The organism is Desulfobacterales bacterium (assembly GCA_029211065.1).
Taxonomy (GTDB): Bacteria; Desulfobacterota; Desulfobacteria; order Desulfobacterales; family JARGFK01; genus JARGFK01.
The window spans coordinates 22283-45322 of sequence record JARGFK010000029.1 but is presented as its reverse complement, the minus strand read 5'-3'; the positions used below and the strand labels follow the sequence as shown (position 1 = coordinate 45322).

The window sequence follows — 23040 nt, the reverse complement described above, 5'->3', positions numbered from 1 at the left end:
ACGGAAGGATCTTGAAAAAACATCATCGCCAGAGCGCTCATTAAACAGTCGTGCAGCGTATAGTCGATTTTACCCGCCTGCCGACTGTCAGCGATATTCTCGAAGAGCTCTGAAAGAGCCTTTCGAAGCGCGCTGAAACTCAGATGCTTTTTGGTGTGCACCACGTACCCCTATATATTGGATAGCCTGTTATTTTATATAGCAATATAAAGGGGTTATGTCTAGATATTTTTATTTGAAATAAAAACAAGCTGTTACGTTGTTTTTACAAGAATCACATCGCGAAATTTTTTTCAGATTAATGCATAATATGCACTGAAATTAGCACTTATCACTTTCAGTCAAAATTGCTGATTATCCTCGTAAAGGGTTTGAAACTGTCGACGGTATTCCGGTTAAATCCAGCCACCCTCCATATCGGAATGATATAGGGGCTTCAATTTCCATTCTTTTTATTGTAACATAACTTTCGGGGGGGGATTAAATCGCCACCCCATGATTTATATATAAAGGGAGGTACTCCATGGAAAACCCAAACAAAGCTAAAACGGATATTGATAAATTATCTATTTTATTGCCGCACTGGCTCCACCATAACAATGATCATATTCGTGACCAGGAGCAATGGATCAAAAAGGCCGAAGCCGCCGGACTTATCAAAGTTGCTGATGAATTGCGCCAGGCGCTCGATCTTTCAAAAAAGGCAAACCGTCATATAGCGCAAGCCGACTTGTGTTTGAAGGACAAAAAAAGTTGAACCCATAAAAGAGGCGGACATTAATTATGGATCTTTGTGAACAGATCCGATCTTTTTGTCGCCGCACAGAAAATATTTACACACTTGTCTGAACTTACCACAACGTGTGACACCCGGTTGACCTGAAGCCTTATTTAAGGTATTTTAATACGCCATCAGCCAAGGACCGGCCAAAAGACCGGCGGCAACTTATTCTCGTAAAATACAAATAAATGGTGAACAGATGTCAACCACACTTCATACCATTCGGCAAAGCCTCCTTTCCAAGTTTATCCTTTCAATGGGCCTCACCCTGATCGTCAGTATTTCCGCGTGGACCTACCTGAACTATGCCTACATGGAAAAGATTGTCAACCAGGTCGGTCTCTATCGCGAAGTTCTTCTGTTTCAAAAATGGCTTTTGGTGCTGGCAATCCTTGTATTTGTTTTAACAGCAGCCGTTATTCTCTTTCTGGTCTACCGATTTGTTCATCGCCCCATCAAGCTGTTGATTAAAGGGACCCAGTTCATTGCCAGGGGAAAATACGCAACCCGGATTCATATCGACCAAAAGGATGAAATGGGCCAGCTGGCCACGGCAATCAATCAGATGGGTAAGGAAATCGGTGAAAAGCAGACGGAACTCAACAAACAGCGCGCAGAATATCAAACCATGTTTGAACTGGTTCCCTGCATTATCACCGTGCAGGACCGGAACTACAAGCTTATAAAGTATAACCGTGAATTTGCCGAAAAGTTCGACCCCAAACCCGGTGATTTCTGCTACTACGCCTACAAAGGGCGCAGCGAAAAATGCCCGGTCTGCCCGGTGGAACAGACCTTTGAAGACGGCCGGTCTCATTACAGCGAAGAAACCGGCTTTAACAAGGACGGGAGCGTGGCGCACTGGATCGTCAACACCTCGCCCATCAAGAACGAAAAAGGTGTAATTGTCGCCGTTATCGAAATGAACCTTGATATCACCCACCGCAAGCTGCTGGAAGAAAAACTGGAAAAATCCGAAAAAAAATACTACGCAATTTTCAACAATATCCCCAATCCGGTCTTTGTCCTGGATGTTGACAGTCTGGAAATTCTGGACTGCAACGAAAGCGTCAAATTCGTTTACGGGTTTCCAAAATCTGCAATCATCCGAAAGTCCTTTCTGGAACTTTTTCAAGAAGATGAAAAAGAGATGTATGCCGCTAAAATCAAGACATCGGCTTTCATCAACCGGGTCAAGCATCTGGACGACAAGGGCCGCGCGTTGTATGTGCATATCCGGGTGTCACCTTCGGAATATCCGGGTCAAAAGGTGCTCCTGGTTACCACCAGCGACATTACCAAAATTTTTGAAGCCGAACGCCAATTGATTCATGCCAGCAAGATGGCAACCCTCGGCGAAATGTCCACCGGCGTGGCCCATGAACTAAATCAGCCGCTGTCCGTCATTAAAACCGCCAGCAATTATTTTATGCGAAAAATCAGCAAAAATGAAAAGATTGATGATGAAACCCTTTTTACCATGTCAAAGGAGATCGACAGTTATGTTGATCGCGCTACGAACATTATCAATCACATGCGACAGTTCGGCCGCAAGTCGGATTTGACCATGGAGCCGGTTCAGGTCAATGACCTGCTGAAAAATGCGTTTCAGATTTTCAGCCAGCAGTTGAAGCTAAGGGAAATCGAAGTGGTCTGGACGATTGAAAAGGACCTGCCGGAAATAATGGCGGACCCCGGCCGCCTGGAACAGGTGTTCATCAACCTGCTCATCAATGCCCGGGACGCCATTGAAGACCGCTGGCATAATCAAAAAACCGGCAAAGACGACAAATGCATTACCCTGAAAACGGTTTCTGAAGGCAAGACCGTCATCATTGAGGTTCGTGATACGGGCACGGGAATTCCCGAATCCATTTCCGACAAGATATTTGAACCTTTTTTCACAACCAAAAAAGTAGGCCAGGGCACCGGGCTGGGACTATCCATCAGCTACGGCATCATTAAGGATTGCGGCGGCAGCATCCAGGCATTATCCGGCAAGGAAGGCGGCGCCCGCTTTATCATCAAATTTCCGATACCCGATCCGCCGAAAAGCTGACCTGAATTCCCCACTATCAAAGAATCGGTCCATTTTAGATTAAATTTTCCTCTCTGAAAAAAATTCTTGACAGTTTATTTTTCTTTCAGCATAATCCATACCAATATGATATAGATTAAAAAGGTCTGATAAAAATCCATTATAGATGAGGAGACCATGAAACTATCGACCCGCAGCCGCTACGGCACCAGAATTCTGGTGGATCTGGCAAACCATCAGAACCAGGGACCCGTGCAAATCGGTGAGATTTCCAAACGGCAGGGAATTTCCGTAAAATACCTGGAACAGCTCATTCGGCCGCTTAAAGAGGCCGAACTGGTTACCAGCGTCAGGGGGCCCAAGGGTGGACACGTCATGGCAAAAAAACCGAAAGATGTCACCCTGGGACAAATCGTACGCCTGTTCGAAGGCCAGGCCGAACTGGTAGAATGTATCAGCTGCCCGGAAAAATGCCCCATGTCCAACGATTGCCGGGTTCGTTTGGCCTGGATGGATGCGACCCAGGCACTTTACAACAAGCTGGACACAACCTCCATTGCAGATCTCTTAAAAGCCGATACCCACACAAACGGCGCCAAAGAGGCCTGCCGCCCGGTCCGCAAACCCAAACCGTCTTAACCGCAGCTTTCAGATTAAAGTGGATTCTGCCGCTATGGATAAAAATATTTTTGCCGGGTCGGAAAGTTTTCCTTACACCGCCACGGATAGCAGAACGTCTAACGAAAGTTTTGGGACAGTTCCCATAAACCATATTCACCAAAGAGTAAAAAATTAACACAGGAGGGTATTCATGAAAAAAGTAGTTATTTTAGGTTCCGGCGCCGGCGGCACCATCGTTGCCAGCAAACTGCGGAAAGAATTAAGTGAATCTGAGTGGCAGATCACGATCATCGACAACGATGAAATCCATCACTATCAACCCGGATGGCTGTTCATACCTTTCGGCATCTACACCGCCCAGGACTGCCAAAAACCCAAAAGAGATTTTATTCCCAGAAGGGTCGATTTTGTGTACGATGAAATCGTGGGCGTCAATCCGGACAAACGCCAGGTGTCGGGGAAAAAGGCGACATATAATTATGACTGGCTGGTCATTGCCTCGGGATGCCGGATTGTTCCCGAAGAAGTCGAAGGCATGATGGATGACTGGCACGGCAACATTCATGACTTTTATACCCTTGAAGGCGCACTCGCGCTTCGCAAGAAAATGAAATATTTCAATTCCGGGCGAGTTGTCCTGAACATTGCGGAACTCCCCTATAAATGCCCCGTCGCACCCCTTGAATTTATTTTTATGGCGGACTGGTTCTTTGCGCAAAACGGCTGCCGCGATAAAATTGAAATTGAATTGGTGACACCCATTGCCGGTGCTTTTTCCAAACCGATCGCATCCCGGATTCTAGGTGAAACGGCTGTCAAAAAAAACATTAAAGTGACCCCCAATTTTGATATCGCCCAGGTCAATGCAGAGGAAAAAACGTTGGAATCCCATAAGGGCGAAAAGGTTCCTTATGATCTGCTGATATCCATACCCCCCAACTTTGGGGCACAATATATCGCCGATTCCGGAATGGGCGACCCCTTGTGTTTCGTGAATACCGACCACTTTACCTTAAAAGCCAAAAATTATGATCACATTTATGTTGTCGGCGATGCCACCAATGTGCCGGCTTCAAAAGCAGGCGCCGTTGCCCACTACCAGTCTGAAACTGTTGTGGATAACCTGGTCCGCGAAATAGAGGGGCAGGAGCCCAAACCGACCTTTGACGGACATGCCACCTGCTTTATCTGCTCGGGGTATGAAAAGGCGATTCTGATCGATTTTAATTACAAGGTCGAGCCCCTTCCCGGCAAGTTCCCCTTCCCGGGACTCGGCCCCTTCTCCCTGCTGGGAGACAGTAATTTTAATTACTGGGGCAAGATGATGTTCAAGTGGGTGTACTGGAATATGATGCTCAAGGGTATTGACCTGCCGCTGGAAGAGCAGATGATGATGGCCGGCAAGATGCGGCCCAGTCTCGTGACAGGATAAGGAGGCCGCCATGACAAACGAAGAATTGATTTTAGAACGACTGGGTCGGATTGAAACTCAGCTCGCACCACTGGTGCAGACGGCACGGGGGGTGAATGAACTTAAGGAAGATCTGATGCCGCTGAGTCATCAGTTCGTCAAAATGATGATCACTGAGCTGCAGGATGTCGAATCCAGCTTCCAGATGGAAGATCTGCTGGAGCTGTTCAAACGGATGCTTCGCAGCGTAAAAGATATTACCTTTGCGCTGAATCAACTGCAGCTTGTCATCGATTTTATCACCACCCTGGAACCGCTGTTGAAATCATCCGTGCCAAAGCTGATTCACTACCTGGATGATCTCGAACAAAAAGGCGTTCTGCGCGTTATCCAGTCCATGCTGGATGTTCGTGCCAAAGTTGCCGACGCCTACTCGCCCGAAGATATCGACCAGATCGGTGATGTGTTTGTCGCCCTGCTGGGTCTGGCCAAGAAACTTTCCGATCCCCGTGCAATGGCCTTCCTGGAGAAGGCGGCCGGGATACCCTCCCAGCTGGACCTGGTGAACTGCAAGGATGTCGGACCCTTTGGCCTGATTTCGGTCAGCGCCACCAAAGACGTCAAACAGGGGTTGGGGGTATTGATGGAACTGACCCGCGCCCTGGGCAAACTGAAAATGCCCGATGAAGCCGATGTGCCTGAAATACAGCCAGCCGGCACCGAAGCATAAAGCGCAACTGTTATAACGGAAAAAGCGCCGGGAAAGAAATTTTTTGTTGCAACCCTTAACAAACCCGTTGCTGGACAGAAATTGATTCCGGCGCTTTTTCTAAGGGGTTTCGTTATTCAGGGATCGGAAATAACCGCCCCCTGCAGCAATGTTTAAACCGGTTTTTATTCACGATTCCGGACATCTTATGGCAGCTGAAAAAATATTACTGGTAGATGATGAAGAAGGCATCCGCAAGGTTTTGGGAATATCCCTGGCCGATATCGGATACGACGTTCTCACAGCTGAAAACGGCGAAAAAGCCTTGCGCATCTTCAAAGAATTTCAGCCCCCGGTGGTCTTAACCGACATCAAAATGCCCGGAATGGACGGCATTGAGCTGCTGCACAAAATCAAGACGGAAAATCCTGAAACGGAAGTCATCATGATAACCGGCCATGGTGATATGAACCTGGCCATTACAAGCTTGAAATATGAAGCAACCGATTTCATCAGCAAACCCATCAACCAGGATGTGCTGGAAATAGCACTCAACCGCGCGCACGAAAAAATATCCATGCGCCGTCAGATCAAAGAATATACTGAAAACCTTGAACAGCTGGTACGTGAAAAGTCCGCTAAAATTGTAGAGATCGAAAGACAGGCGGCCGTCGGGCAAACGGTTGCGGGCCTGGCACACGGCATCAAAAATCTTATTACCGCCCTTGAGGGCGGCATGTATATGTTAAGTTCCGGCTTAAGCCAAAGCAGCACTGATCGTATCCAGAAGGGTCTGGAAATGCTGACGCGCAATATCGAGCGGATTTCAACTTTTGTGAAAGCATTTTTAAGCTTTTCCAGGGGACGTGAAATTAAGGTTAAACTTAGCAACCCCGCTGAAATCGCAAAAGAAGTTGTGGAGTTATATTCAGTTAAAGCACGCAAGCTGGGTATAGAGCTTAATAATGAATGCTCCGGCAATATTAAACCTGCCCCAATAGATTATGAAAGCATGCATGAATGCCTGACGAATCTGGTAGGCAATGCCATTGACGCCTGCCACCTAAGCGAAAAGGGCCGCAGAACGCATGTAACCGTTCGAACTTTTGAAGAAAATGAGACTGTTATCTATGAGGTTGTTGACGATGGGTGTGGCATGGATTACGAGGTCAAGAAAAAGGTGTTTACCACTTTTTTCACAACCAAAGGGCTGGGAGGATCCGGTATAGGGTTGTTAATGACAAAGAAAATAATCCAAGAACACGGCGGCGCCATAGACCTAAAAACCGAGCCTGGGGAAGGTTCAACTTTCCGTATCACATTACATAGAAAACGCTTGCCCAAAACGATCGATAATAAAGCCAAGGACATTGGACGCTAACCACATAAGAATTTATGAGTAAAAATAAAAAAATCCTGATTGTGGATGACGAATTGGATATTGTGACCTATTTTGAAGCGCTTTTCCAGGACGGCGGCTATGATACGATAACCGCTTTTAACGGCGAACAGGGCTTTGAGATAGCCAAATCGGAAAAACCAGACCTGATCACGCTGGACATAACCATGCCGGTTCAATCCGGAGTTCGAACATATTGTCAATATAAAATAGATATTACATTAAAAAACACCCCGGTAATCATCATAACCGCCGCTGACGATTCCATGAGCAGTTTCCTTGAGAAACTCAATGGGATTACCGGCCCGGAGGGGTTTGTGAATAAACCCGTTGACCCTGAAAAGCTGTTACAGAAGGTCGCTGCGCTTTTGTCGGTTAAGATCAATTAGTCTGTAAATATGGACCGCAGTCCCTATTTCCAAGGTTGGTTTCAACATTAAGTTTCCATTTTTTATATGAGGTAATTTCTACAGTAAAGGAGAGGAAAAATGGCACACGCATCTGAAAAAAGAATTCTGGTGGTGGAAGATGAGCCGGATGTTCGAAGTTTTCTGGCTGCCTGTTTAGAAGACGCTGGCTTTAACGTTGAAACAGCAGTCGATGGTGTTGACGCGCTTGAAAAGATAGACGCATATACGCCGGATTTAATGACTCTTGATATGGTTATGCCCAGGCTATCGGGTGTCAAGGTCATCCGTAAACTGCGGACAATCGAAAGATGGGCTAAATTGCCGGTAATTGTTATCACCGCACATGCTCACGACGAACTCGGAAGTGAAGAAATAAAAGGATTCAATGCCATGACATCCGGATTGCGCCCCAGAATTACAATGGAAAAACCGATTTCACCGGCCAATCTGATCAAAACAATTTGTAAGATCCTAGATGTTGAAGTGGATACTGGTCAGGCAACCGACGATGCCATGGATTCCGAACGCAGATCAATCATGAAGTTATTAAATGAAACCGATTCCGCTACCCTTAAACGGATTCGCGCAATATTGAACACATAATATCGTTACTGTTATTCAGTATCGGCGGCGATTTAAGTAAGGCCGCGGCAACGAAATTTTTATTATAGCCGGTACATTCGTTTGTAATGGGCCGGTTTTTTTATGCCGTGAATTTTGATCTTATCGCAACCGAAAGAAAACATTACATTTTTTATCTTTAATAAAATATTTTGTTGTTTTGAAAAAAAAGTTTGACTTTCGACTACTTTCTTGACTAATAAGATCGGGAAGTTTTTCGACTATATAAGTCAAGAAAGATTTGCCATGTATTACTGGACGCAAAAAAGGAATCAATATGCCTTGCGGGCAATTTATGAGCTATCCAAATGCATTGGCAAAGGCCCAAAAAAAATTTTAGAAATTAGCCGGGCACAGGCAATTCCGTTACGATTTTTAGAGGTTATCCTTGGCCAGTTGAAAGGGAGTGGGCTTGTAAGGTCTAAGCGCGGGTTTTATGGCGGGTATTATTTGGTCGGGTCTCCGAAAGAAATTACTGTTGGAGACATATTCAGATTTATGACGCGCCATTTGACGCCTTCCGATTGTATTTCCTGTGTGTCGATATCAAAGTGCCCCTTGGTCGGCAACTGCGCCTTTGCTTCCATGTGGCACAAAGTCAATGCTGCAATTTTTAATATCTATGATACGACCACCATACAAGACCTGCTCGACAATGATGCCAATAATAGCTCATAACATATTTGCTTCATGAGAATATTTGACGATTAATAGGGATAAAATATGAAAACTGCAAGACCGCTGCTACGACAGGTTGGAATCTTGGTCGCCGTTGCTCTATTCTCTATTACCGGTCTCGGAGCCCAGGGAGTTCAGAAACTGCTTGAAGGTTCTGAAGAAATACGGGCCGATATCATTCCAATTGATTCCATGAGGGTGTTTGGACGCCTTGAAAGGCCGGAAGTTGTATTTCTTCATGATAAACATACTGACGCCATTGAAAAGCAGAATAAAGACTGCCAGGCATGCCACCAGATGGAAAACAATCGACTGGTTCCTAAATTTAAGCGGCTGAAAGATACTGACAAACAAGCAGTAATGGATATTTATCATACCAATTGTATCGGGTGCCATAAAGAAACATCTGCGACGGGCAAAAAAGCAGGGCCGATTGAAACTTGCGGCGAATGTCATCCTAAAAAAAACCTGTTAATATCTTCTAGGCAGCCCATCTCCTTTGATCACTCGCTCCATTACCGTCATGCCGAAGCGAATAAAGACCAAAGGACCAATAAAGGCGACTGTGCACTGTGTCACCACGAATATAATGAAAAGACAAAGAAGCTGTTTTACGCCAAAGAAAAGGAGGGGTCCTGTCGCTATTGCCACAAAAAAACAACCGAAGAGAATCGTTCATCCATGAAACTGGCATCCCATGATGCCTGCATCGATTGCCACCGAAAAAAAGTGGCCGTAAAAATAGAATCAGGTCCTGTTAAATGCATGGGCTGTCACGACCATGAAATGCAAAAGAAAATTGAAAAGATTGAAGTCGTCCCCAGAATGGAGCGAAAACAGCCTGATTTTGTCCTAATCCGGGTAAAAACTCCAGGCCCAAACAAGGAAGGCCCGTCTTTCAGAATGAATCCCGCACCTTTCAACCACAAAGCCCATGAAACTTATAACAACACGTGTATTGTGTGTCATCACGAAAGTTTGCAATCCTGTGTCCAATGCCATACCTCGGAGGGCGCAAAAGAGGGGAAATTTATTAAGCTTGAAAGTGCCATGCATCTGAAGGCTAAAGAACAAAGCTGTCTCGGTTGCCATGAAACAAATCAGCGCAAACCGGAATGTGCGGCCTGCCATGCGTTTTTAGCAAAAGACCGCCGGCCGGAGTCAACCACCTGCCAGTTGTGTCATATGAATCCGTTAAGCGGTGTTTCAAAAAATATCGCGCAGGATGAACGCCAGATTGCAGAGATGCTGCTCAATTCAAGAAAGACCAAAGTCTTAACATATAATGCTGAAGATATTCCGGAAAAAGTTGTTATCAAAGCGCTTTCTGAAAAATACGAGGCGGTTGAACTTCCCCATCGCAAGATTATCCATACGCTCTTAAATAACATCAAGGATAGTAAGCTGGCAGGCTATTATCATAGCGATCAGGGAACGATCTGCCAGGGCTGTCACCATAACAGCCCGGTTGCCAAGAAGCCGCCTAACTGCGGAAGCTGCCACGGCAAACCGTTTGATGAAAGCAACGCTTTCAGACCCGGACTCATGGGAGCTTTTCACCAGCAGTGCATGGGATGCCACCAGGTGCTGAAACTTGTAAAACCAACGTCGACCGGGTGTACCGATTGTCATAAGCTAAAAAGGGTCTGAAAATAGCCTGTTAGAATCTCTGTGAGGAGTCTTGTATGTCCATATCACGCAGAAAATTTATTGGCTGGATGAGTGCGGCAGGGCTGGGCGCCACTTTTGGAAAGTCGGCCCATGCTGCTGCAAACAAGCAATTTAAAGGCTATCCTGATAGCGTTGGCGTTCTCTTTGACAACGTATTGTGCATCGGGTGTCGAAACTGTGAAGCAGGCTGCAACAAAGTCAATGAATTGCCACCGCCGAGCCAGCCCTTTGATGATCTTTCAGTTCTTGCCAAAAAAAGGAGAACAAGCAGTAAGGCCTATACGGTAGTTAACCGTTATGAAAATACCCATAGTAAAAAAAGCCCCATATTTCGCAAGATACAGTGCAATCACTGCCTGGAGCCTGCCTGTGCATCAGCATGTTTTGTAAGGGCGTTTACCAAAACGAAAGAAGGAGCGGTTGTTTATGATGCTTCCGTGTGCGTCGGCTGCCGCTATTGCATGATTGCCTGTCCCTTTGAAATACCAGCTTATGAATACGATGAACCCCTTACCCCCCGGATCAGAAAGTGTACCATGTGCCATCCCCGGGTCATTGAGGGCAAGCTTCCCGGTTGTGTGGAAGCCTGTCCAACAGAGTCCCTCACATTCGGCAAACGCAAAGATTTAATCAATATCGCCCGGGAACGCATCAAAAAGTTTCCGGACCGTTATGTGGATCATATTTATGGGGAACACGAGATGGGCGGGACGAACTGGCTTTATCTTTCAGGCGCCCCGTACAAAGAAATAGGAATGCGCGAAGATCTCGGAACCGTTCCTGCTCCTGAACTGACCGCCGGCGTTCTAGGCGCTGTTCCAATTGTCGTCGGCCTTTGGCCGGTACTCCTGACCGGAGTTTATGCCATGACCAAGCGCAAGGAGCAAATCGCCCAAAAAGAAAAAGAACAGGCCGTTTTCCATGCCCTGCAAAAGGCCGATGCGGCGGCGCAGTTAAAACTTTCCGAAGCCTTGACAAAAGCCCAAAAAGAAAAAGAGGTCGCCATACAAAAAGAAGTGAAAAAGGCGCTTGCTGAAGTTCAAAAGGTACAAAAAGAGGAGGGGTCCTGATGTCAGACGAAACCACAACTGCCGCAAAATCGTATTTTACCCCCTTTAATGCGATTGCTGGCATTATCGTCATCATTGGCTTAATTTTGACGGGCATTCGGTTTGCCGGAGGTTTGGCTGCGGTAACCAACTTGTCGGATTATAATCCCTGGGGGATATGGATAGGTTTTGATCTGCTCGTTGGCGTTGCCCTTGCAGCCGGCGGCTATGTTACGTCGGCGGCAGTCTATCTGTTCGGAATGAAAAAATACCATTCCGCAGTAAGGCCCGCCATCCTTACCGGCTTTTTAGGATACGCGCTGGTCGTCCTTGCGCTCCATTATGATGTGGGCAGACCCTGGCGGCTGCCTTATCCCTTTATCATTCAGCAGGGCACCACATCCCTCCTTTTTGAAGTGGCTGCCTGCGTCGCGCTTTATCTTACCGTTCTTTTTCTGGAGTTCTCGCCTGCCGCACTTGAATGGCTGGGATTGAGCAAGCTGAGAAACCTGATCCACAAACTTACCCTGGTGCTTACCATATTTGGCGTCATCCTTTCCACCCTGCACCAATCATCACTTGGCGCCCTTTTTCTGATTGCGCCGTCAAAACTGCACCCCCTCTGGTACTCGTCTTATCTGCCCATTTACTTTTTCGTAACAAGCATGATTGCCGGATTGTCCATGGTCATTTTTGAAAGTACGCTTTCGCATAAATTTTTCTCCGCTAAAATGGATGAAGATCACCTTAAAGCAGAAAGCCTGATTCCTTTTGGATTCGGAAAGGCGGCCGCATGGATTTTAGCAGGCTATTTCGCGATCAAAGTAATCGGAATCTCGACGGGCAATCACTGGCAGCTGCTTGCGACCCCATATGGACTCTGGTTTCTTGTGGAGCTTCTTGGTTTTGTCACCCTCCCCTGTTTCCTTTATGCCGTCGGCGTACGGGACAAGAACCTGACATTGATCAAGTGGACTTCAGCCTGGACCGTTCTGGGTATTATCGTCAACCGGTTCAATATATGTCTGGTGGCGTTTAATTATCATCTGCCAAGCGACGAGAGATATTTTCCGCACTGGATGGAAATCGGCATTTCAATTTTTATCGTCACACTGGGCCTGATTGCCTTTAAGTTTATCGTAACCCAAATGCCAATCTTTTATAAGCACCCTGATTATGAAGATGAGCATTGATTGATATTTTTTACTAGGAGCTATCAGCAATGGACGGATCTTTTTATACACTTCAGGAGTTCATGACACACACGGAAGGTGTCACCTATGTATTGATTGTGGTTATCCTTTTGGGAATGTTAGGGTTCTGGAACTTTCTGGTTGAAAGGGATCAAGACGAGTAAAAGGAGACTGAAATGTATCAGTTCGTAACCGGCCCCCTGCTATGGCTGTCATTTGCAATTTTCATTATCGGCTGCATCGTTCGCATCATACGTTATGTTAAAGGTCTCAACTGGCAGGCCGACAGAGTTGCCTACACCGCTCACTTTTCATACGGGATGAAGGGGGCGGTGAGATCCGTTGTCTTCTGGCTGCTTCCATTCGGCACCCGCAGCTGGAGAAAAAATCCATTCTTCACGGCTCTTTTCCTTGTTTTCCACACCGGTTTGCTGATTACGCCAATCTTTCTAACAGCGCATAACATTATTCTCAAGGAAAGATGGGGGTTCAGCTTCTGGACAATCCCGGAATCGGCAGCTGATCTACTGACAATTGCCTTGATTGTTGCCTCAATTTTTATTATCCTAAGAAGAATCGCGCTGCCCGAAGTCAGGATTCTTACGACTGTTTATGATTTTGCAGTCATCATTATAGCGGTTGCACCCTTTGTTACCGGATTCATTGCGCATCATATGGCGTCCGATTATAAGCTCTGGACGATTTTGCACATCATCTGCGGTGAAATCATGTTGATTGCCATCCCCTTCACAAAATTGTCTCATTTTGTTTTATTCTTTATGTCAAGAGGTCAGCTGGGAATGGACTACGGCATCAAACGGGGCGGGATGAAGGGCAAAGGGTTTGCCTGGTAATTTTTTAACAATAAAAACTTGGGGAATGAATCATTATGCCGGAAGGAATACTCTGCAATAAGAAAATGGTGGACACCAAGGAACAGCTCGATGCGCTTTTGGCTGATGCCGGCGGCGCCCAGTATTATAAAGAGATGAAACAGCTTGATGTCGATAGCGATGCATTGTGGGTAACGATTCAAAAGTCGCTTAAGTCGCGATTAAAAACGTGGCTGGAGATATGCGCCCACTGCGGTATGTGTGCGGAAAGCTGTTTTTATTATACTGCCAACAACAGAGATCCCAGGCAGGTGCCGTCATACAAGATTCAGTCGACCCTGGGCGAATTGGTAAAGCGCAAAGGCAAAGTGGACAATACTTTCATGCAGGTGTGCATGGACACGGCATTCTCGAAGTGCTCCTGCTGCACCCGCTGCGGAGTCTATTGCCCATTCGGCATCGACATGGGGGTCATGTTTGGTTATCTTCGCGGCCTTCTCTTTTCCCAGGGATTTACTCCATGGGAAATGAAGATCGGAACGGGGATGCACCGGATCTATAAAGCCCAGATGGATGTTACCACAGAAGACTGGCTTGATACTTGCGAATGGATGGCGGAAGAATGGGAAGAAGAATACCCCGGCCTGAAGATACCCGTCGACAAAGAGAATGCGGATATCCTGTATACGGTAAATGCCCGGGAGCCGAAGCATTACCCCCAGGATATTGCTGAAGCGGCTGTTCTGTTCCATCTGGCCGGGGAAAACTGGACCGTTCCCAGCGAGGGCTGGGAAGAGACCAGTCTCGCCATGTTCGCGGGCGACTGGGCGGCATGTAAAATGCAGGTCGAGAATGTGTACGCAGCCATGGACAGGTTAAAACCGAAACGGATGGTCGTAACGGAATGCGGCCACGCCTACCGGGCCACTGTCATTGAAGGCCCTTATTGGGCGGGGCTTAAATCAGGACAACCCCCGGTTGAAAGCTTTCATTATGTGGAATGGGTCGCGGAAGCGTTGCGAACCGGCAAATTGAAAATCGATCCCTCTAAGAAAATAAAAGAGCCTGTTACCTACCAGGATTCATGTAACTATATACGCAATGCCGGACTTGCCGATATTCCCAGGGAAATCATGAGCTATATTGCAGAAGACTTTAGGGAAATGACGCCCAACCGGGAGCATAACTTCTGTTGCGGCGGCGGGGGCGGGCTTAATGGAATCGGTCGATACCGTGAAGCGCGGAACATCGGCATGAAAGTTAAAAGGGACCAGATTCTTGCAACCGGGGCGAAGTTGGTTATTGCTCCTTGTCACAACTGCTGGGATGCCATCCGGGATATGGAAGAGATCTATCATATGGGAATTAAGTGGTCCTTTTTAAAACCCATTCTCATTAAAATGGTGGAGGTGCCCGAACATCTTAAACCAAGGGATGAAGGCTAAGTGCTTCGATTCGAAATTACTATAACGTATTTTGCATGATCAATTCAATGTAATTTTTCACTCAGCACTTAGTCCTGAGTGAGTAAATTCGTGATCGAATTTACATATCGATGGACTACATATCACTATTCATTTACAGGTGACGTATGTTTAAAAAAATTCTGTTTGCAACAACTGCTTCCCCTTCCTGTGACCATGCCGCCCGAGTGGCTTTTGACATGGCCAAGCGATACGGTTCTGAACTCACAGTTTTTCATGTTCTGGGGATCCCCTCAAGGGGATTCAGCCAGTTTGTAAAAGATGTGAGAACCGGCGAAACCGTATCATATAATGATGATTATCTCGAATGGGTAAAGGAGGAGATCAAAAACACCTATGCCAAACAGCTTAAAATGCATGAAAACTGTACAATAGAAGCGCTGACCGGAATTCCACACACCGAAATCTTAAGAGCCGCGCGCAAGGAAGACGCGGATCTTATCGTCATGGGCTCCACCACCAGGGAAGAAAATGAAGGCACCTATACCTACCGAAACATTGCGGGCAGCACCCTGCAAACTGTAACCAAGGCCGCCCGCTGTCCCGTTCTTGTCATTGGCCGGCCGGCGGCGTCATTCTGGGGCGGTTTTTCCGATATTGTATTTGGAACCGATTTTTCAAGGGCTGCGGATTCGGCTTTTATGTTTGCATATAAGGTGGCTAAAACGCTTGGATGTAAGTTGCATCTGTTCCACGCCTGTGACATTAGCGGCGTGCATGCCGGTAAGTTATTAGAACAGTATGAAATTGAAGACAATTTGCGGATAGCGCGAGAAAAAATAAGAAAAATGTATGTGCCCAGGATGAAAGGGTTTGATGATTATGAGATCGATGTATGGGAAGGAATACCCTACGTGGAGATCGTTAAGTATACCCGTGAAAGATCTGCCGATCTTATTGTCATGGCCCACCACACCAGGGAGCCGAGCCCTGAAAAGGCCCTGCTCGGAAGCACATTAGAGCAGGTTGTCTTGCGGGCGACTTGTCCGGTAGCAAGTGTGAACCGTCCTGATAAAGTTATAGACTTATAGGCAATCCGCGCTGAAATGTATTTTACTTGATGGTAAGGAGGGCGTTAAGATGGCAAAAAAAATTTTAATTGTCGATGATGATCCCAATATCGTTACCTACCTCGAAGATATTTTTACCGACAACGGCTATGAAACGTGTGTAGCCGCAGATGGTTCTGAAGCAATGACAGTTGTTAAAAAAGAAAAACCGGATCTGATAACGCTTGATCTGGAAATGCCGGAGGAGTGGGGGCCCAGATTTTACCGCAAGCTTACCAAAGAGGAAGAATTTAAGAATATTCCCGTAATAGTGATCAGCGGTTTGACCGGTAGCAAATATGCCATCCAAAAGGCGATAGCCAGCATCCACAAACCGTTCGACCGCGACCAGTTGCTGAAAATTGTAAAAGAGGCCATCGGCTGAAGATGTATATGATCTTTAATCTGGGCTTCCTTCATTGGTTAAATAATGTTTAAGCGGTATTGAAGATTATTATGTGAATGTTACCAATAAATTACATTATAAAGTTTAATACAAATGGCAACAGACAATTCCGTATTGATTTTGGACAAGGATAAAGAACTGTGCCATGCTTTGGGAAAACATTTGGCCAGATACGGTTATGATGTCATTCAACCGGAAACCGGTCAAACGGCCCTGTCTGCAATCTCAAAACATTTACCCGCCATTGTCTTATCCGGAATCGATTTAGCAGATATTACAGGCACTGAACTTCTGTTAGAAACAAAACAAAGCTTTCCCGCAATTCAAATGATAATGATGGTTGCGGAAGGTGATTTAGACTCGGCTTTAGAATGCCTGCGGTTAGGGGCATCGGATTATCTAACTAAACCGATTAACAGCGAAGCCCTCAAGATCGCCCTTCAAAGGGCATATGAGAAGCGAAAAATATGGTTTAATAATGTAAAATATAAAATGGAGCTCGAAATAGCCAGAAAAAACAATGCATTATTTCAACAACTCTTCGATGAAGTGCCGTGTTATATTTCTATACAAGATGTCAATTTCAGGCTGACGGGCGCTAACAAGCGGTTTAAAAATGATTTTGGTGATCATGTCGGATTCTTCTGCTATAAAATTTACAAGCACAGGGATGAGCCCTGCCGTGATTGCCCGGTGGAAGCCACCTTTGAAGATGGGGTCCCCCACCAAACAGAAGAGGTGGTTACCTCGCAACATGGAGAGCAATATAATGTGTTGACCTGGACCGCCCCTTTGCGGGATGAAACCGGCAAAATTACCGAGGTCATGGAAATGTCGACCAACATCACTCAAATCCGGAAGCTGCAAAGCCATTTAACATCCCTTGGCCTTTTGGTTGGATCCATGTCTCACGGAATACGGGGCGTATTAACAGCCCTTGACGGAGGCATTTATAGTCTCGAAAAAGGCCTTAAAAACGGAAACAAACAAAAAATTGATGACGCCTTGGAAGTTGTCAAGAACATGGTCCACCGTATCAAGACCATGGTGCTTGATATCCTCTATTATACTAAGGACAGGGATTTGAACTGGACCCGGGTCAATGTCAAGGACTTTTCAAATCAGATAGCTACGATCAGCAAACCGAAAGCTAAAAAACACAACATCGAGTTTGTTTATGACTTAAATTGCACTGAGTCACCGATAGAAATTGACCCCGGCACGGTTAGTTCAGCGATTGTAAATATCCTTGAAAATGCTATAGATGCCTGCGTAGATGACAGGTCTGATAAAAAAACGCACCAGGTGATCTTCAGGGTAAATGAGAACGAAGATCATGTTATTTTTGAAACACTAGACAATGGCATTGGCATGGACAGGCAGACACGGGAGAATCTGTTCACCCTTTTCTTTTCTTCAAAAGGGAACAGAGGCACCGGGCTGGGGCTTTTCGTCGCCAACCAGATTATCGAGCAACATGGTGGTTCAATTGAAGTAGCTTCAGAACCAGGAAAGGGGTCACAATTTAGGATAATACTATTCAAGGAGTTGCCCGAATCAGTTAAAGAAAAGAAGAGCCAGGAATAACGTTCGCAACTGAAAAGCAGGAATAAACATCTGCTTAAGTTGCAAAGATTCGAGTGATTCAAAGCTAAATTTGATCCCCAACCAGCCGGACCTCCTTCTCTCACAACTATCACCCCCTTATATTTCAGAAGAGGGAAAAAGACCATCACAGACTTTCCACAGGCCGTCTTCCTTTACCACGAGGATGAGCTCGTCAACTTTATAAGTTTCCCCGATCAGAAAAAATTTTGCAACCAGTGCGTAAATCGGGTTTATGGAAACCTTTCTTGTGGCAGTTAGTTTAACCTCAGCAGTGGTATCGTCAATTCGACGGGTATGGGTTTCAATGTGGTAAAGCATATATTTCATGTTATTTAAGCCGAACCCGCGATCCCTGGCCTCTTGGGTCACACTCTGGATATATTTTTCTACCACACTGCCCTCATCCATTTCCAAATTTTTACTACAAAGGAGAGACGACATCGCGGGGTCGATCCGGTAAAATGCCTTGGCAAATTCAACCGCTGCCCTGCCCGGTGTCGGTGTACAATCAGCCAGGATCAATATTACCTGCAAAATAATTCCCAAAAATACAGCCACCGCAACCGGTACATATAATTTATATTTAACCACTTACCATACCTCCTTTTTTTCTGGTCAATCAAAGCATCAGCCAGCAAGTTTAAACTCCAGCCCTTTTGGAGGGGTGGAAAATTGGCACCGGATCGATTCAATCGATCGCATTTTCAGGTACCACGAAAATGATCTTTAGACAATATTTTTTCAATAAGTTGTGAACTACACTTGATTTTTCCGTCAGTGCCGGAAATCGAAATTAAATAAATAATTCTGCTTGACTTATAAATTCTATTTGCTAATTATGCCAATATTATTTTTGCAAAAACTGTCTATGATTTATTTTGCTAAGCATAATATGTTTATGCAAATAACTGATCAAGGTTAAACCAAATGGATTTTTCAAGTAAAACATTCTCGGTGGCCCAGGTCGCCAATATATGCGGCGTGAACCGCAACACGGTCGGTTTATGGATACGATCCGGCAAACTCTCTGCTTTGCGCGTTGGGAAAAAATATGCAATCCGTTTTGAAGAATTGATCTTTTTTATGAAATCAACCGGCCAGAAAATCCCTGAAGCGCTTGGGGGCAAGAACCTAAAAGGACCGTTTTTTAGATCCCATCAATATTGCTGGCAATATTTTCAGGGGGAAAAAACAAACTGCAACTGCGAAAATTGTACGGTTTTTAACAATCGGCTGGATGTCTGTTTCATCGGTAAAGCCAGCAGTGCCCTGGCGTGCGGCGGAGTATGCAATGCCTGCGAATTTTATCAAGAAACTTATTTTGCCAAAATACAATTTATCCACCAAATAGATTTTCCCGCTGCAGTCTGTAAAGATTTATATTTTTGGGGGGGCAATAACAAATGGGCAGAACTATGCGAGGTGATGGAGGAAGATCTGGTGGGGATGGGTATTGAAAAAATATGTCATCCTGATTCGCTGGAAAAGGTTATTTCCAACAATAAAAAGAGGGCCTTGGGAGATCATTCGGCACCACGGACCGATCAGATTTTTTTAAAAAATTCTAAACTGAATAAAATTGAAGCCCATATTGACGTTTTTCCGCTGAAAGAACCTAGCGGCGCTTGGCTTTTACTGGCGGAACCGGTTAAAATATAAAGTTTATTGTCTGTGTTAAAAAACAAAATAAAAGCTAAAATCAAGCATTCTGATAATTTTTAGGAGGGCGCATGACAAATTCAGCCAGCTGGGACTGGGAAGTCGGCAAACGGGTGATTGCCGATATCAGCGAGTGGAAAAAAAATTATGAATACATGGAAGAGCTGCAGGTCAGCCCGGATGGCGAAAAGGTAGCTGCCATCATCAAGAATGAATCGGCTGAATTCAGCCTCTGTGAAAACGGCACACCCTGGGAAAACACCTTTGACAAGATCTGGCACGCAAAGTTTACACCGGACAATCGCCTCACTGCTTTGGTATCCGATACGGGAGAGTGGACCGTCGCTGTGGATGGAGAACCATGGGAAAACCGGTTTGAATATGTGTGGGACACCCAATTCGGACCCGACGGCAGCGGCATTGCTGTGTCTTGCCAGAAAGCGAGAAAATATTTTGCGGCTGCCAACGACACCCCCTGGCAAGAAAGCTTCCTTTCCATGACCAATCTTACGGTCAGTCCGGACGGCAAGGGGCTGGCAGCCGTGGTCCAGACGGTTCCTTTCAATGAAGCTGAAATTTATAAATTTCAGGAAGGGTGTTATTCGGTAGCGGTTGACGGAAAAGTCTGGGACAAAAACTTTGTAAATGTCTGGGATCTTGCCTTCAGCAAGGATGGTAAGCATGTTGCCGCAGAAGTCCGCACGTCTCTTTATGACTATACCATTGCCGTGGATGGTGCCTGCTGGAATCAGAACTACGCCACCGTCTGGAAACCCATGTTCAGCCCGGCCGACGGCAGTGTAACCGCTCCGGTAAAAACACCGGGGGGATGGACCCTGGCCCGGGACGGAAAGCCCCTGTGGAATCGGGGCTTTGTTCAATTGTGGCAGCACATGTACAGTTCGGACGGAAAGAACCTCGCTGCCATTGTGGCGCCCAAATTCGGGCGCTGGACCGTTGCCGTCAATGAAACCCCCTGGGACCTGACATTCGGCGATCTGGTTATTGATGCGGTTTTCAGCCCGGACGGCAGCCGCGTGGCCTGCATAGGTAAAGAAGGTGAGCGCTGGGCGGTAGTGGTTGACGGCAAGGCCTGGAATGAAAGATTTGATATGGTCTGGCAGCCGGTTTTCAGCCCCGACAATAAGCATGTGGCTGCCAAAGTTGAAAAAAACGGCCGCTACCAGATTTTGGTTGACGGGCGGGCCCTGAAATCGCAATTCAGCCAGGCTTGGAACCCCTGTTTCAGTCCGGATGGAAGCAAACTGCTGGTGCGGGGTATCGGCAGCGATGATAATCAAGGAAAATATTACCGGCAGGTTTTAGCGCTTACGGATATTATCGGCTAATAAGGAGAAGAATCCATGCATGCAATTTGCAATATTGTCAGCGGCCCGCTGGTCTGGGTTGCCTTTATCATTTTTATCGGCGGCAGTATTTACCGCTTGGTCTCAATGGCGTTGCTGGCAAAGAAAAAAGACCCGATGGTTTATGCTTACATGAATCCTAAGTTTGCCCTGCGGTCGATCTTTCACTGGATCATACCGTTTGCCAGCGTCAACTCCAGGAAAAACCCGATTTTAACGATCGTCACCTTTTTGTTTCATATCGGCTTCATCTTCGTGCCGATTTTTTTGTTTGCACATATCATTCTTTTTAAAGAGTCGTGGAACATCAGCTGGTGGTTTCTCTCTGACGGCGCAGCCGACTTTATGACGCTGATTGTGATTGCGGGGTGTGTGTTTTTCGCGGTTCGGCGCATCACGCAGCCGGAAGTCCGGTTTCTGACGTCCGCTTCCGACTTTGTGATCCTATCCATTATTGCGGCCCCGTTTGTAACCGGTTTCTGGACTTATCATCAGTGGGCCGGACATCAATGGATGGCGGTTCTCCACATGCTTTCAGGTGAAGTCATGCTGGCGGTCATTCCCTTTACCCGCCTGAGCCACATGCTGTTCTTCCCGTTTACGCGCGGCTACATGGGTTCTGAATTCGGCGCCGTCAGACATGTCAAGGACTGGTAAGAAAGATTTTTTCTCTATATAAGGAGTAACGATTATGGTTGAACCTGCAGTTAAAACTGAAGCCAAAACCAAAGTGTTTGACAAAGGCATCGAACAGGGTGCGGCCAAGCTGACCCCTGAAAAAATTGAACAGGTCATTAACAAGGTCTTAAGCAGTGAAACCGGTGCGCGCTTCAAGACCTATGTGGACACCTGCGTCCATTGCGGCCTGTGTTCCGAAGCCTGTCATTTTTATCTTTCCCACGACAATGATCCAAAGTTTTCACCGGCCGGCAAAGTTAAACAGACCATTTGGGAAGTGTTGAAAAAAAGGGGGAAGGTTTCACCGGACTTTATTAAACGCGCCTCTGAAATCGCCTCCACCGAATGCAACCTGTGCCGTCGCTGCGCCATGTACTGCCCCTTTGGAATCGACGTGGCCTACTTAATGCTGGTCATGCGCCGGATCTGTCACAAACTGGGGGTAACCCCGCAGTACATCCAGGATACCGCCCACAGCCACGCCGCCACCATGAATCAGATGTGGGTAAAGGATGACGAGTGGATTGACAGTCTCCAGTGGCAGGAAGAAGAGGCCCAGGATGAAATACCGAACCTGCGGATCCCGCTGGATAAAGAAGGCGCGGACATCTACTATTCCGTCATCGGCCCGGAACCGAAGTTTCGCGCCCAGCTGATTTACCAGGCGGCCGTTATCATGAATGCAGCCGGCGTGGATTGGACAATGCCGTCCCGTCCGGGTTGGGATAACAGCGATATGTGCATGTTCACCGGCGACAATGAAATGATGACCCGGCTGAAAAAGGTCCACTACGAATCCGCTTTCCGGCTGAAGGTCAAAAAAATCGTGATGGGTGAATGCGGACACGCCTTTCGCTCCATTTACGATGTGGGCAACCGGGCCCTGGGCTGGAAAACGACGCCCATTCCGGTCGTGCATGCCATCCAGTTTTATTATGAAATGCTGAAAGAGGGTAAACTGAAGATCGCCAAAAAATACGACAAACCGGTTACCTTTCATGATCCCTGCAACACGGTCCGGGGTCGCGGACTTCATGAAATGGGCCGTTATGTTACCCGGGCGGCCTGCAGCGAGTTTATCGAAATGCATCCGAACCGGGAGCACAATTACTGCTGCAGCGCCGGCGGCGGCGTCATCAACTGCGGCCCTCCCTTTAAGATGACCCGGGTGGAAGGTAATCGAATAAAGGCCGAGCAGCTTTTTGCAGCCAAAGCCCGGGGCGCTAAAACCATTATCGCGCCCTGCCATAACTGCCATGGCGGATTGGAAGATATTATTCACCATTATGGACTGGACATGGAGCTGAAGTTTCTGGGTGATATTCTTTACGAAGCAATCGAAAAACCGGCGGCATAGACCTGCCTGACGCAGCAT

At 46.5% G+C, this 23040-nt stretch carries 23 protein-coding genes; 22 read left to right on the top strand and 1 reads right to left on the bottom strand.

Annotated elements, in window-relative coordinates:
- The first annotated feature begins 523 nt into the window (after positions 1 to 523).
- The 18 genes from P1P89_08635 (at position 524) to P1P89_08550 (ending at position 17940) form a co-directional block, all read left to right on the top strand.
- On the top strand, positions 524 to 757 hold the full coding sequence (locus P1P89_08635) for a hypothetical protein (protein ID MDF1591563.1): 234 nt from the start codon (positions 524 to 526) through the stop codon (positions 755 to 757).
- A 223-nt stretch (positions 758 to 980) separates the two neighbouring features.
- Positions 981 to 2840 carry a PAS domain S-box protein gene (locus P1P89_08630; protein MDF1591562.1) on the top strand — a complete coding sequence of 620 codons (1860 nt, stop codon included), beginning with the start codon at positions 981 to 983 and terminating at the stop codon, positions 2838 to 2840.
- A gap of 156 nt (positions 2841 to 2996) precedes the next feature.
- Positions 2997 to 3458 (top strand): Rrf2 family transcriptional regulator, encoded by a 462-nt coding sequence (locus P1P89_08625; protein MDF1591561.1) that lies wholly within the window; start codon positions 2997 to 2999, stop codon positions 3456 to 3458.
- A 172-nt stretch (positions 3459 to 3630) separates the two neighbouring features.
- Complete coding sequence (locus P1P89_08620) at positions 3631 to 4872, top strand: FAD/NAD(P)-binding oxidoreductase (GenBank protein ID MDF1591560.1); 1242 nt, start codon at positions 3631 to 3633, stop codon at positions 4870 to 4872.
- 10 nt (positions 4873 to 4882) lie between these two features.
- Positions 4883 to 5581, top strand: coding sequence for a DUF1641 domain-containing protein (locus P1P89_08615; GenBank protein MDF1591559.1), 699 nt, complete (start codon positions 4883 to 4885; stop codon positions 5579 to 5581).
- Positions 5582 to 5768: 187 nt separating this feature from the next.
- A complete protein-coding gene (locus P1P89_08610; GenBank protein MDF1591558.1) occupies positions 5769 to 6941 on the top strand; it encodes a response regulator in 1173 nt (390 codons plus the stop codon).
- A 14-nt stretch (positions 6942 to 6955) separates the two neighbouring features.
- On the top strand, positions 6956 to 7348 hold the full coding sequence (locus P1P89_08605) for a response regulator (protein ID MDF1591557.1): 393 nt from the start codon (positions 6956 to 6958) through the stop codon (positions 7346 to 7348).
- A gap of 99 nt (positions 7349 to 7447) precedes the next feature.
- Positions 7448 to 7972, top strand: a complete 525-nt coding sequence (locus P1P89_08600) for a response regulator (GenBank protein MDF1591556.1) — start codon at positions 7448 to 7450, stop codon at positions 7970 to 7972.
- Between the two features lie 264 nt (positions 7973 to 8236).
- Positions 8237 to 8668 carry an Rrf2 family transcriptional regulator gene (locus tag P1P89_08595; GenBank protein MDF1591555.1) on the top strand — a complete coding sequence of 144 codons (432 nt, stop codon included), beginning with the start codon at positions 8237 to 8239 and terminating at the stop codon, positions 8666 to 8668.
- A 45-nt stretch (positions 8669 to 8713) separates the two neighbouring features.
- On the top strand, positions 8714 to 10318 hold the full coding sequence (locus tag P1P89_08590) for a cytochrome c3 family protein (GenBank protein MDF1591554.1): 1605 nt from the start codon (positions 8714 to 8716) through the stop codon (positions 10316 to 10318).
- 35 nt (positions 10319 to 10353) lie between these two features.
- On the top strand, positions 10354 to 11409 hold the full coding sequence (locus tag P1P89_08585) for a 4Fe-4S dicluster domain-containing protein (protein MDF1591553.1): 1056 nt from the start codon (positions 10354 to 10356) through the stop codon (positions 11407 to 11409).
- A complete protein-coding gene (gene hybB / locus P1P89_08580) occupies positions 11409 to 12581 on the top strand; it encodes a Ni/Fe-hydrogenase cytochrome b subunit (GenBank protein MDF1591552.1) in 1173 nt (390 codons plus the stop codon). The genes P1P89_08585 and hybB overlap by 1 nt, the downstream gene beginning before the upstream one ends.
- A 29-nt stretch (positions 12582 to 12610) precedes the next feature.
- Complete coding sequence (locus tag P1P89_08575; protein MDF1591551.1) at positions 12611 to 12745, top strand: hypothetical protein; 135 nt, start codon at positions 12611 to 12613, stop codon at positions 12743 to 12745.
- Between the two features lie 12 nt (positions 12746 to 12757).
- Entirely contained in the window at positions 12758 to 13435 is a 678-nt protein-coding gene (locus P1P89_08570; protein MDF1591550.1) for a hypothetical protein, read from the top strand.
- A 35-nt stretch (positions 13436 to 13470) separates the two neighbouring features.
- A complete protein-coding gene (locus tag P1P89_08565; protein MDF1591549.1) occupies positions 13471 to 14859 on the top strand; it encodes a (Fe-S)-binding protein in 1389 nt (462 codons plus the stop codon).
- A 146-nt stretch (positions 14860 to 15005) separates the two neighbouring features.
- A complete protein-coding gene (locus P1P89_08560; GenBank protein ID MDF1591548.1) occupies positions 15006 to 15929 on the top strand; it encodes a universal stress protein in 924 nt (307 codons plus the stop codon).
- Between the two features lie 49 nt (positions 15930 to 15978).
- On the top strand, positions 15979 to 16332 hold the full coding sequence (locus P1P89_08555) for a response regulator (protein ID MDF1591547.1): 354 nt from the start codon (positions 15979 to 15981) through the stop codon (positions 16330 to 16332).
- Between the two features lie 114 nt (positions 16333 to 16446).
- On the top strand, positions 16447 to 17940 hold the full coding sequence (locus P1P89_08550) for an ATP-binding protein (protein MDF1591546.1): 1494 nt from the start codon (positions 16447 to 16449) through the stop codon (positions 17938 to 17940).
- Between the two features lie 117 nt (positions 17941 to 18057).
- On the opposite strand, the gene P1P89_08545 is transcribed toward P1P89_08550, so the two are convergent.
- Positions 18058 to 18552, bottom strand: a complete 495-nt coding sequence (locus P1P89_08545) for a hypothetical protein (GenBank protein ID MDF1591545.1) — start codon at positions 18550 to 18552, stop codon at positions 18058 to 18060.
- 336 nt (positions 18553 to 18888) lie between these two features.
- Here P1P89_08545 and P1P89_08540 point away from each other — a divergent pair, with 336 nt between their 5' ends.
- From P1P89_08540 to P1P89_08525, 4 genes are all read left to right on the top strand, one after another.
- Positions 18889 to 19620 carry a helix-turn-helix domain-containing protein gene (locus P1P89_08540; protein MDF1591544.1) on the top strand — a complete coding sequence of 244 codons (732 nt, stop codon included), beginning with the start codon at positions 18889 to 18891 and terminating at the stop codon, positions 19618 to 19620.
- Positions 19621 to 19691: 71 nt separating this feature from the next.
- Positions 19692 to 20969 carry a WD40 repeat domain-containing protein gene (locus P1P89_08535; GenBank protein ID MDF1591543.1) on the top strand — a complete coding sequence of 426 codons (1278 nt, stop codon included), beginning with the start codon at positions 19692 to 19694 and terminating at the stop codon, positions 20967 to 20969.
- A gap of 15 nt (positions 20970 to 20984) precedes the next feature.
- The gene (locus P1P89_08530; GenBank protein MDF1591542.1) at positions 20985 to 21644 is read left to right on the top strand and encodes a respiratory nitrate reductase subunit gamma; all 660 of its coding nucleotides are present in this window, start codon (positions 20985 to 20987) and stop codon (positions 21642 to 21644) included.
- A 34-nt stretch (positions 21645 to 21678) separates the two neighbouring features.
- Complete coding sequence (locus P1P89_08525) at positions 21679 to 23022, top strand: (Fe-S)-binding protein (GenBank protein MDF1591541.1); 1344 nt, start codon at positions 21679 to 21681, stop codon at positions 23020 to 23022.
- Positions 23023 to 23040 lie beyond the last annotated feature (18 nt).

What these genes read in the sequence shown, in the direction of transcription:
- P1P89_08635 (MDF1591563.1), top strand. Translation starts at nt 524, where the DNA reads ATGGAAAACCCAAACAAAGCTAAAACGGATATTGATAAATTATCTATT.
- P1P89_08630 (MDF1591562.1), top strand. Translation starts at nt 981, where the DNA reads ATGTCAACCACACTTCATACCATTCGGCAAAGCCTCCTTTCCAAGTTT.
- P1P89_08625 (MDF1591561.1), top strand. Translation starts at nt 2,997, where the DNA reads ATGAAACTATCGACCCGCAGCCGCTACGGCACCAGAATTCTGGTGGAT.
- P1P89_08620 (MDF1591560.1), top strand. Translation starts at nt 3,631, where the DNA reads ATGAAAAAAGTAGTTATTTTAGGTTCCGGCGCCGGCGGCACCATCGTT.
- P1P89_08615 (MDF1591559.1), top strand. Translation starts at nt 4,883, where the DNA reads ATGACAAACGAAGAATTGATTTTAGAACGACTGGGTCGGATTGAAACT.
- P1P89_08610 (MDF1591558.1), top strand. Translation starts at nt 5,769, where the DNA reads ATGGCAGCTGAAAAAATATTACTGGTAGATGATGAAGAAGGCATCCGC.
- P1P89_08605 (MDF1591557.1), top strand. Translation starts at nt 6,956, where the DNA reads ATGAGTAAAAATAAAAAAATCCTGATTGTGGATGACGAATTGGATATT.
- P1P89_08600 (MDF1591556.1), top strand. Translation starts at nt 7,448, where the DNA reads ATGGCACACGCATCTGAAAAAAGAATTCTGGTGGTGGAAGATGAGCCG.
- P1P89_08595 (MDF1591555.1), top strand. Translation starts at nt 8,237, where the DNA reads ATGTATTACTGGACGCAAAAAAGGAATCAATATGCCTTGCGGGCAATT.
- P1P89_08590 (MDF1591554.1), top strand. Translation starts at nt 8,714, where the DNA reads ATGAAAACTGCAAGACCGCTGCTACGACAGGTTGGAATCTTGGTCGCC.
- P1P89_08585 (MDF1591553.1), top strand. Translation starts at nt 10,354, where the DNA reads ATGTCCATATCACGCAGAAAATTTATTGGCTGGATGAGTGCGGCAGGG.
- hybB (MDF1591552.1), top strand. Translation starts at nt 11,409, where the DNA reads ATGTCAGACGAAACCACAACTGCCGCAAAATCGTATTTTACCCCCTTT.
- P1P89_08575 (MDF1591551.1), top strand. Translation starts at nt 12,611, where the DNA reads ATGGACGGATCTTTTTATACACTTCAGGAGTTCATGACACACACGGAA.
- P1P89_08570 (MDF1591550.1), top strand. Translation starts at nt 12,758, where the DNA reads ATGTATCAGTTCGTAACCGGCCCCCTGCTATGGCTGTCATTTGCAATT.
- P1P89_08565 (MDF1591549.1), top strand. Translation starts at nt 13,471, where the DNA reads ATGCCGGAAGGAATACTCTGCAATAAGAAAATGGTGGACACCAAGGAA.
- P1P89_08560 (MDF1591548.1), top strand. Translation starts at nt 15,006, where the DNA reads ATGTTTAAAAAAATTCTGTTTGCAACAACTGCTTCCCCTTCCTGTGAC.
- P1P89_08555 (MDF1591547.1), top strand. Translation starts at nt 15,979, where the DNA reads ATGGCAAAAAAAATTTTAATTGTCGATGATGATCCCAATATCGTTACC.
- P1P89_08550 (MDF1591546.1), top strand. Translation starts at nt 16,447, where the DNA reads ATGGCAACAGACAATTCCGTATTGATTTTGGACAAGGATAAAGAACTG.
- P1P89_08540 (MDF1591544.1), top strand. Translation starts at nt 18,889, where the DNA reads ATGGATTTTTCAAGTAAAACATTCTCGGTGGCCCAGGTCGCCAATATA.
- P1P89_08535 (MDF1591543.1), top strand. Translation starts at nt 19,692, where the DNA reads ATGACAAATTCAGCCAGCTGGGACTGGGAAGTCGGCAAACGGGTGATT.
- P1P89_08530 (MDF1591542.1), top strand. Translation starts at nt 20,985, where the DNA reads ATGCATGCAATTTGCAATATTGTCAGCGGCCCGCTGGTCTGGGTTGCC.
- P1P89_08525 (MDF1591541.1), top strand. Translation starts at nt 21,679, where the DNA reads ATGGTTGAACCTGCAGTTAAAACTGAAGCCAAAACCAAAGTGTTTGAC.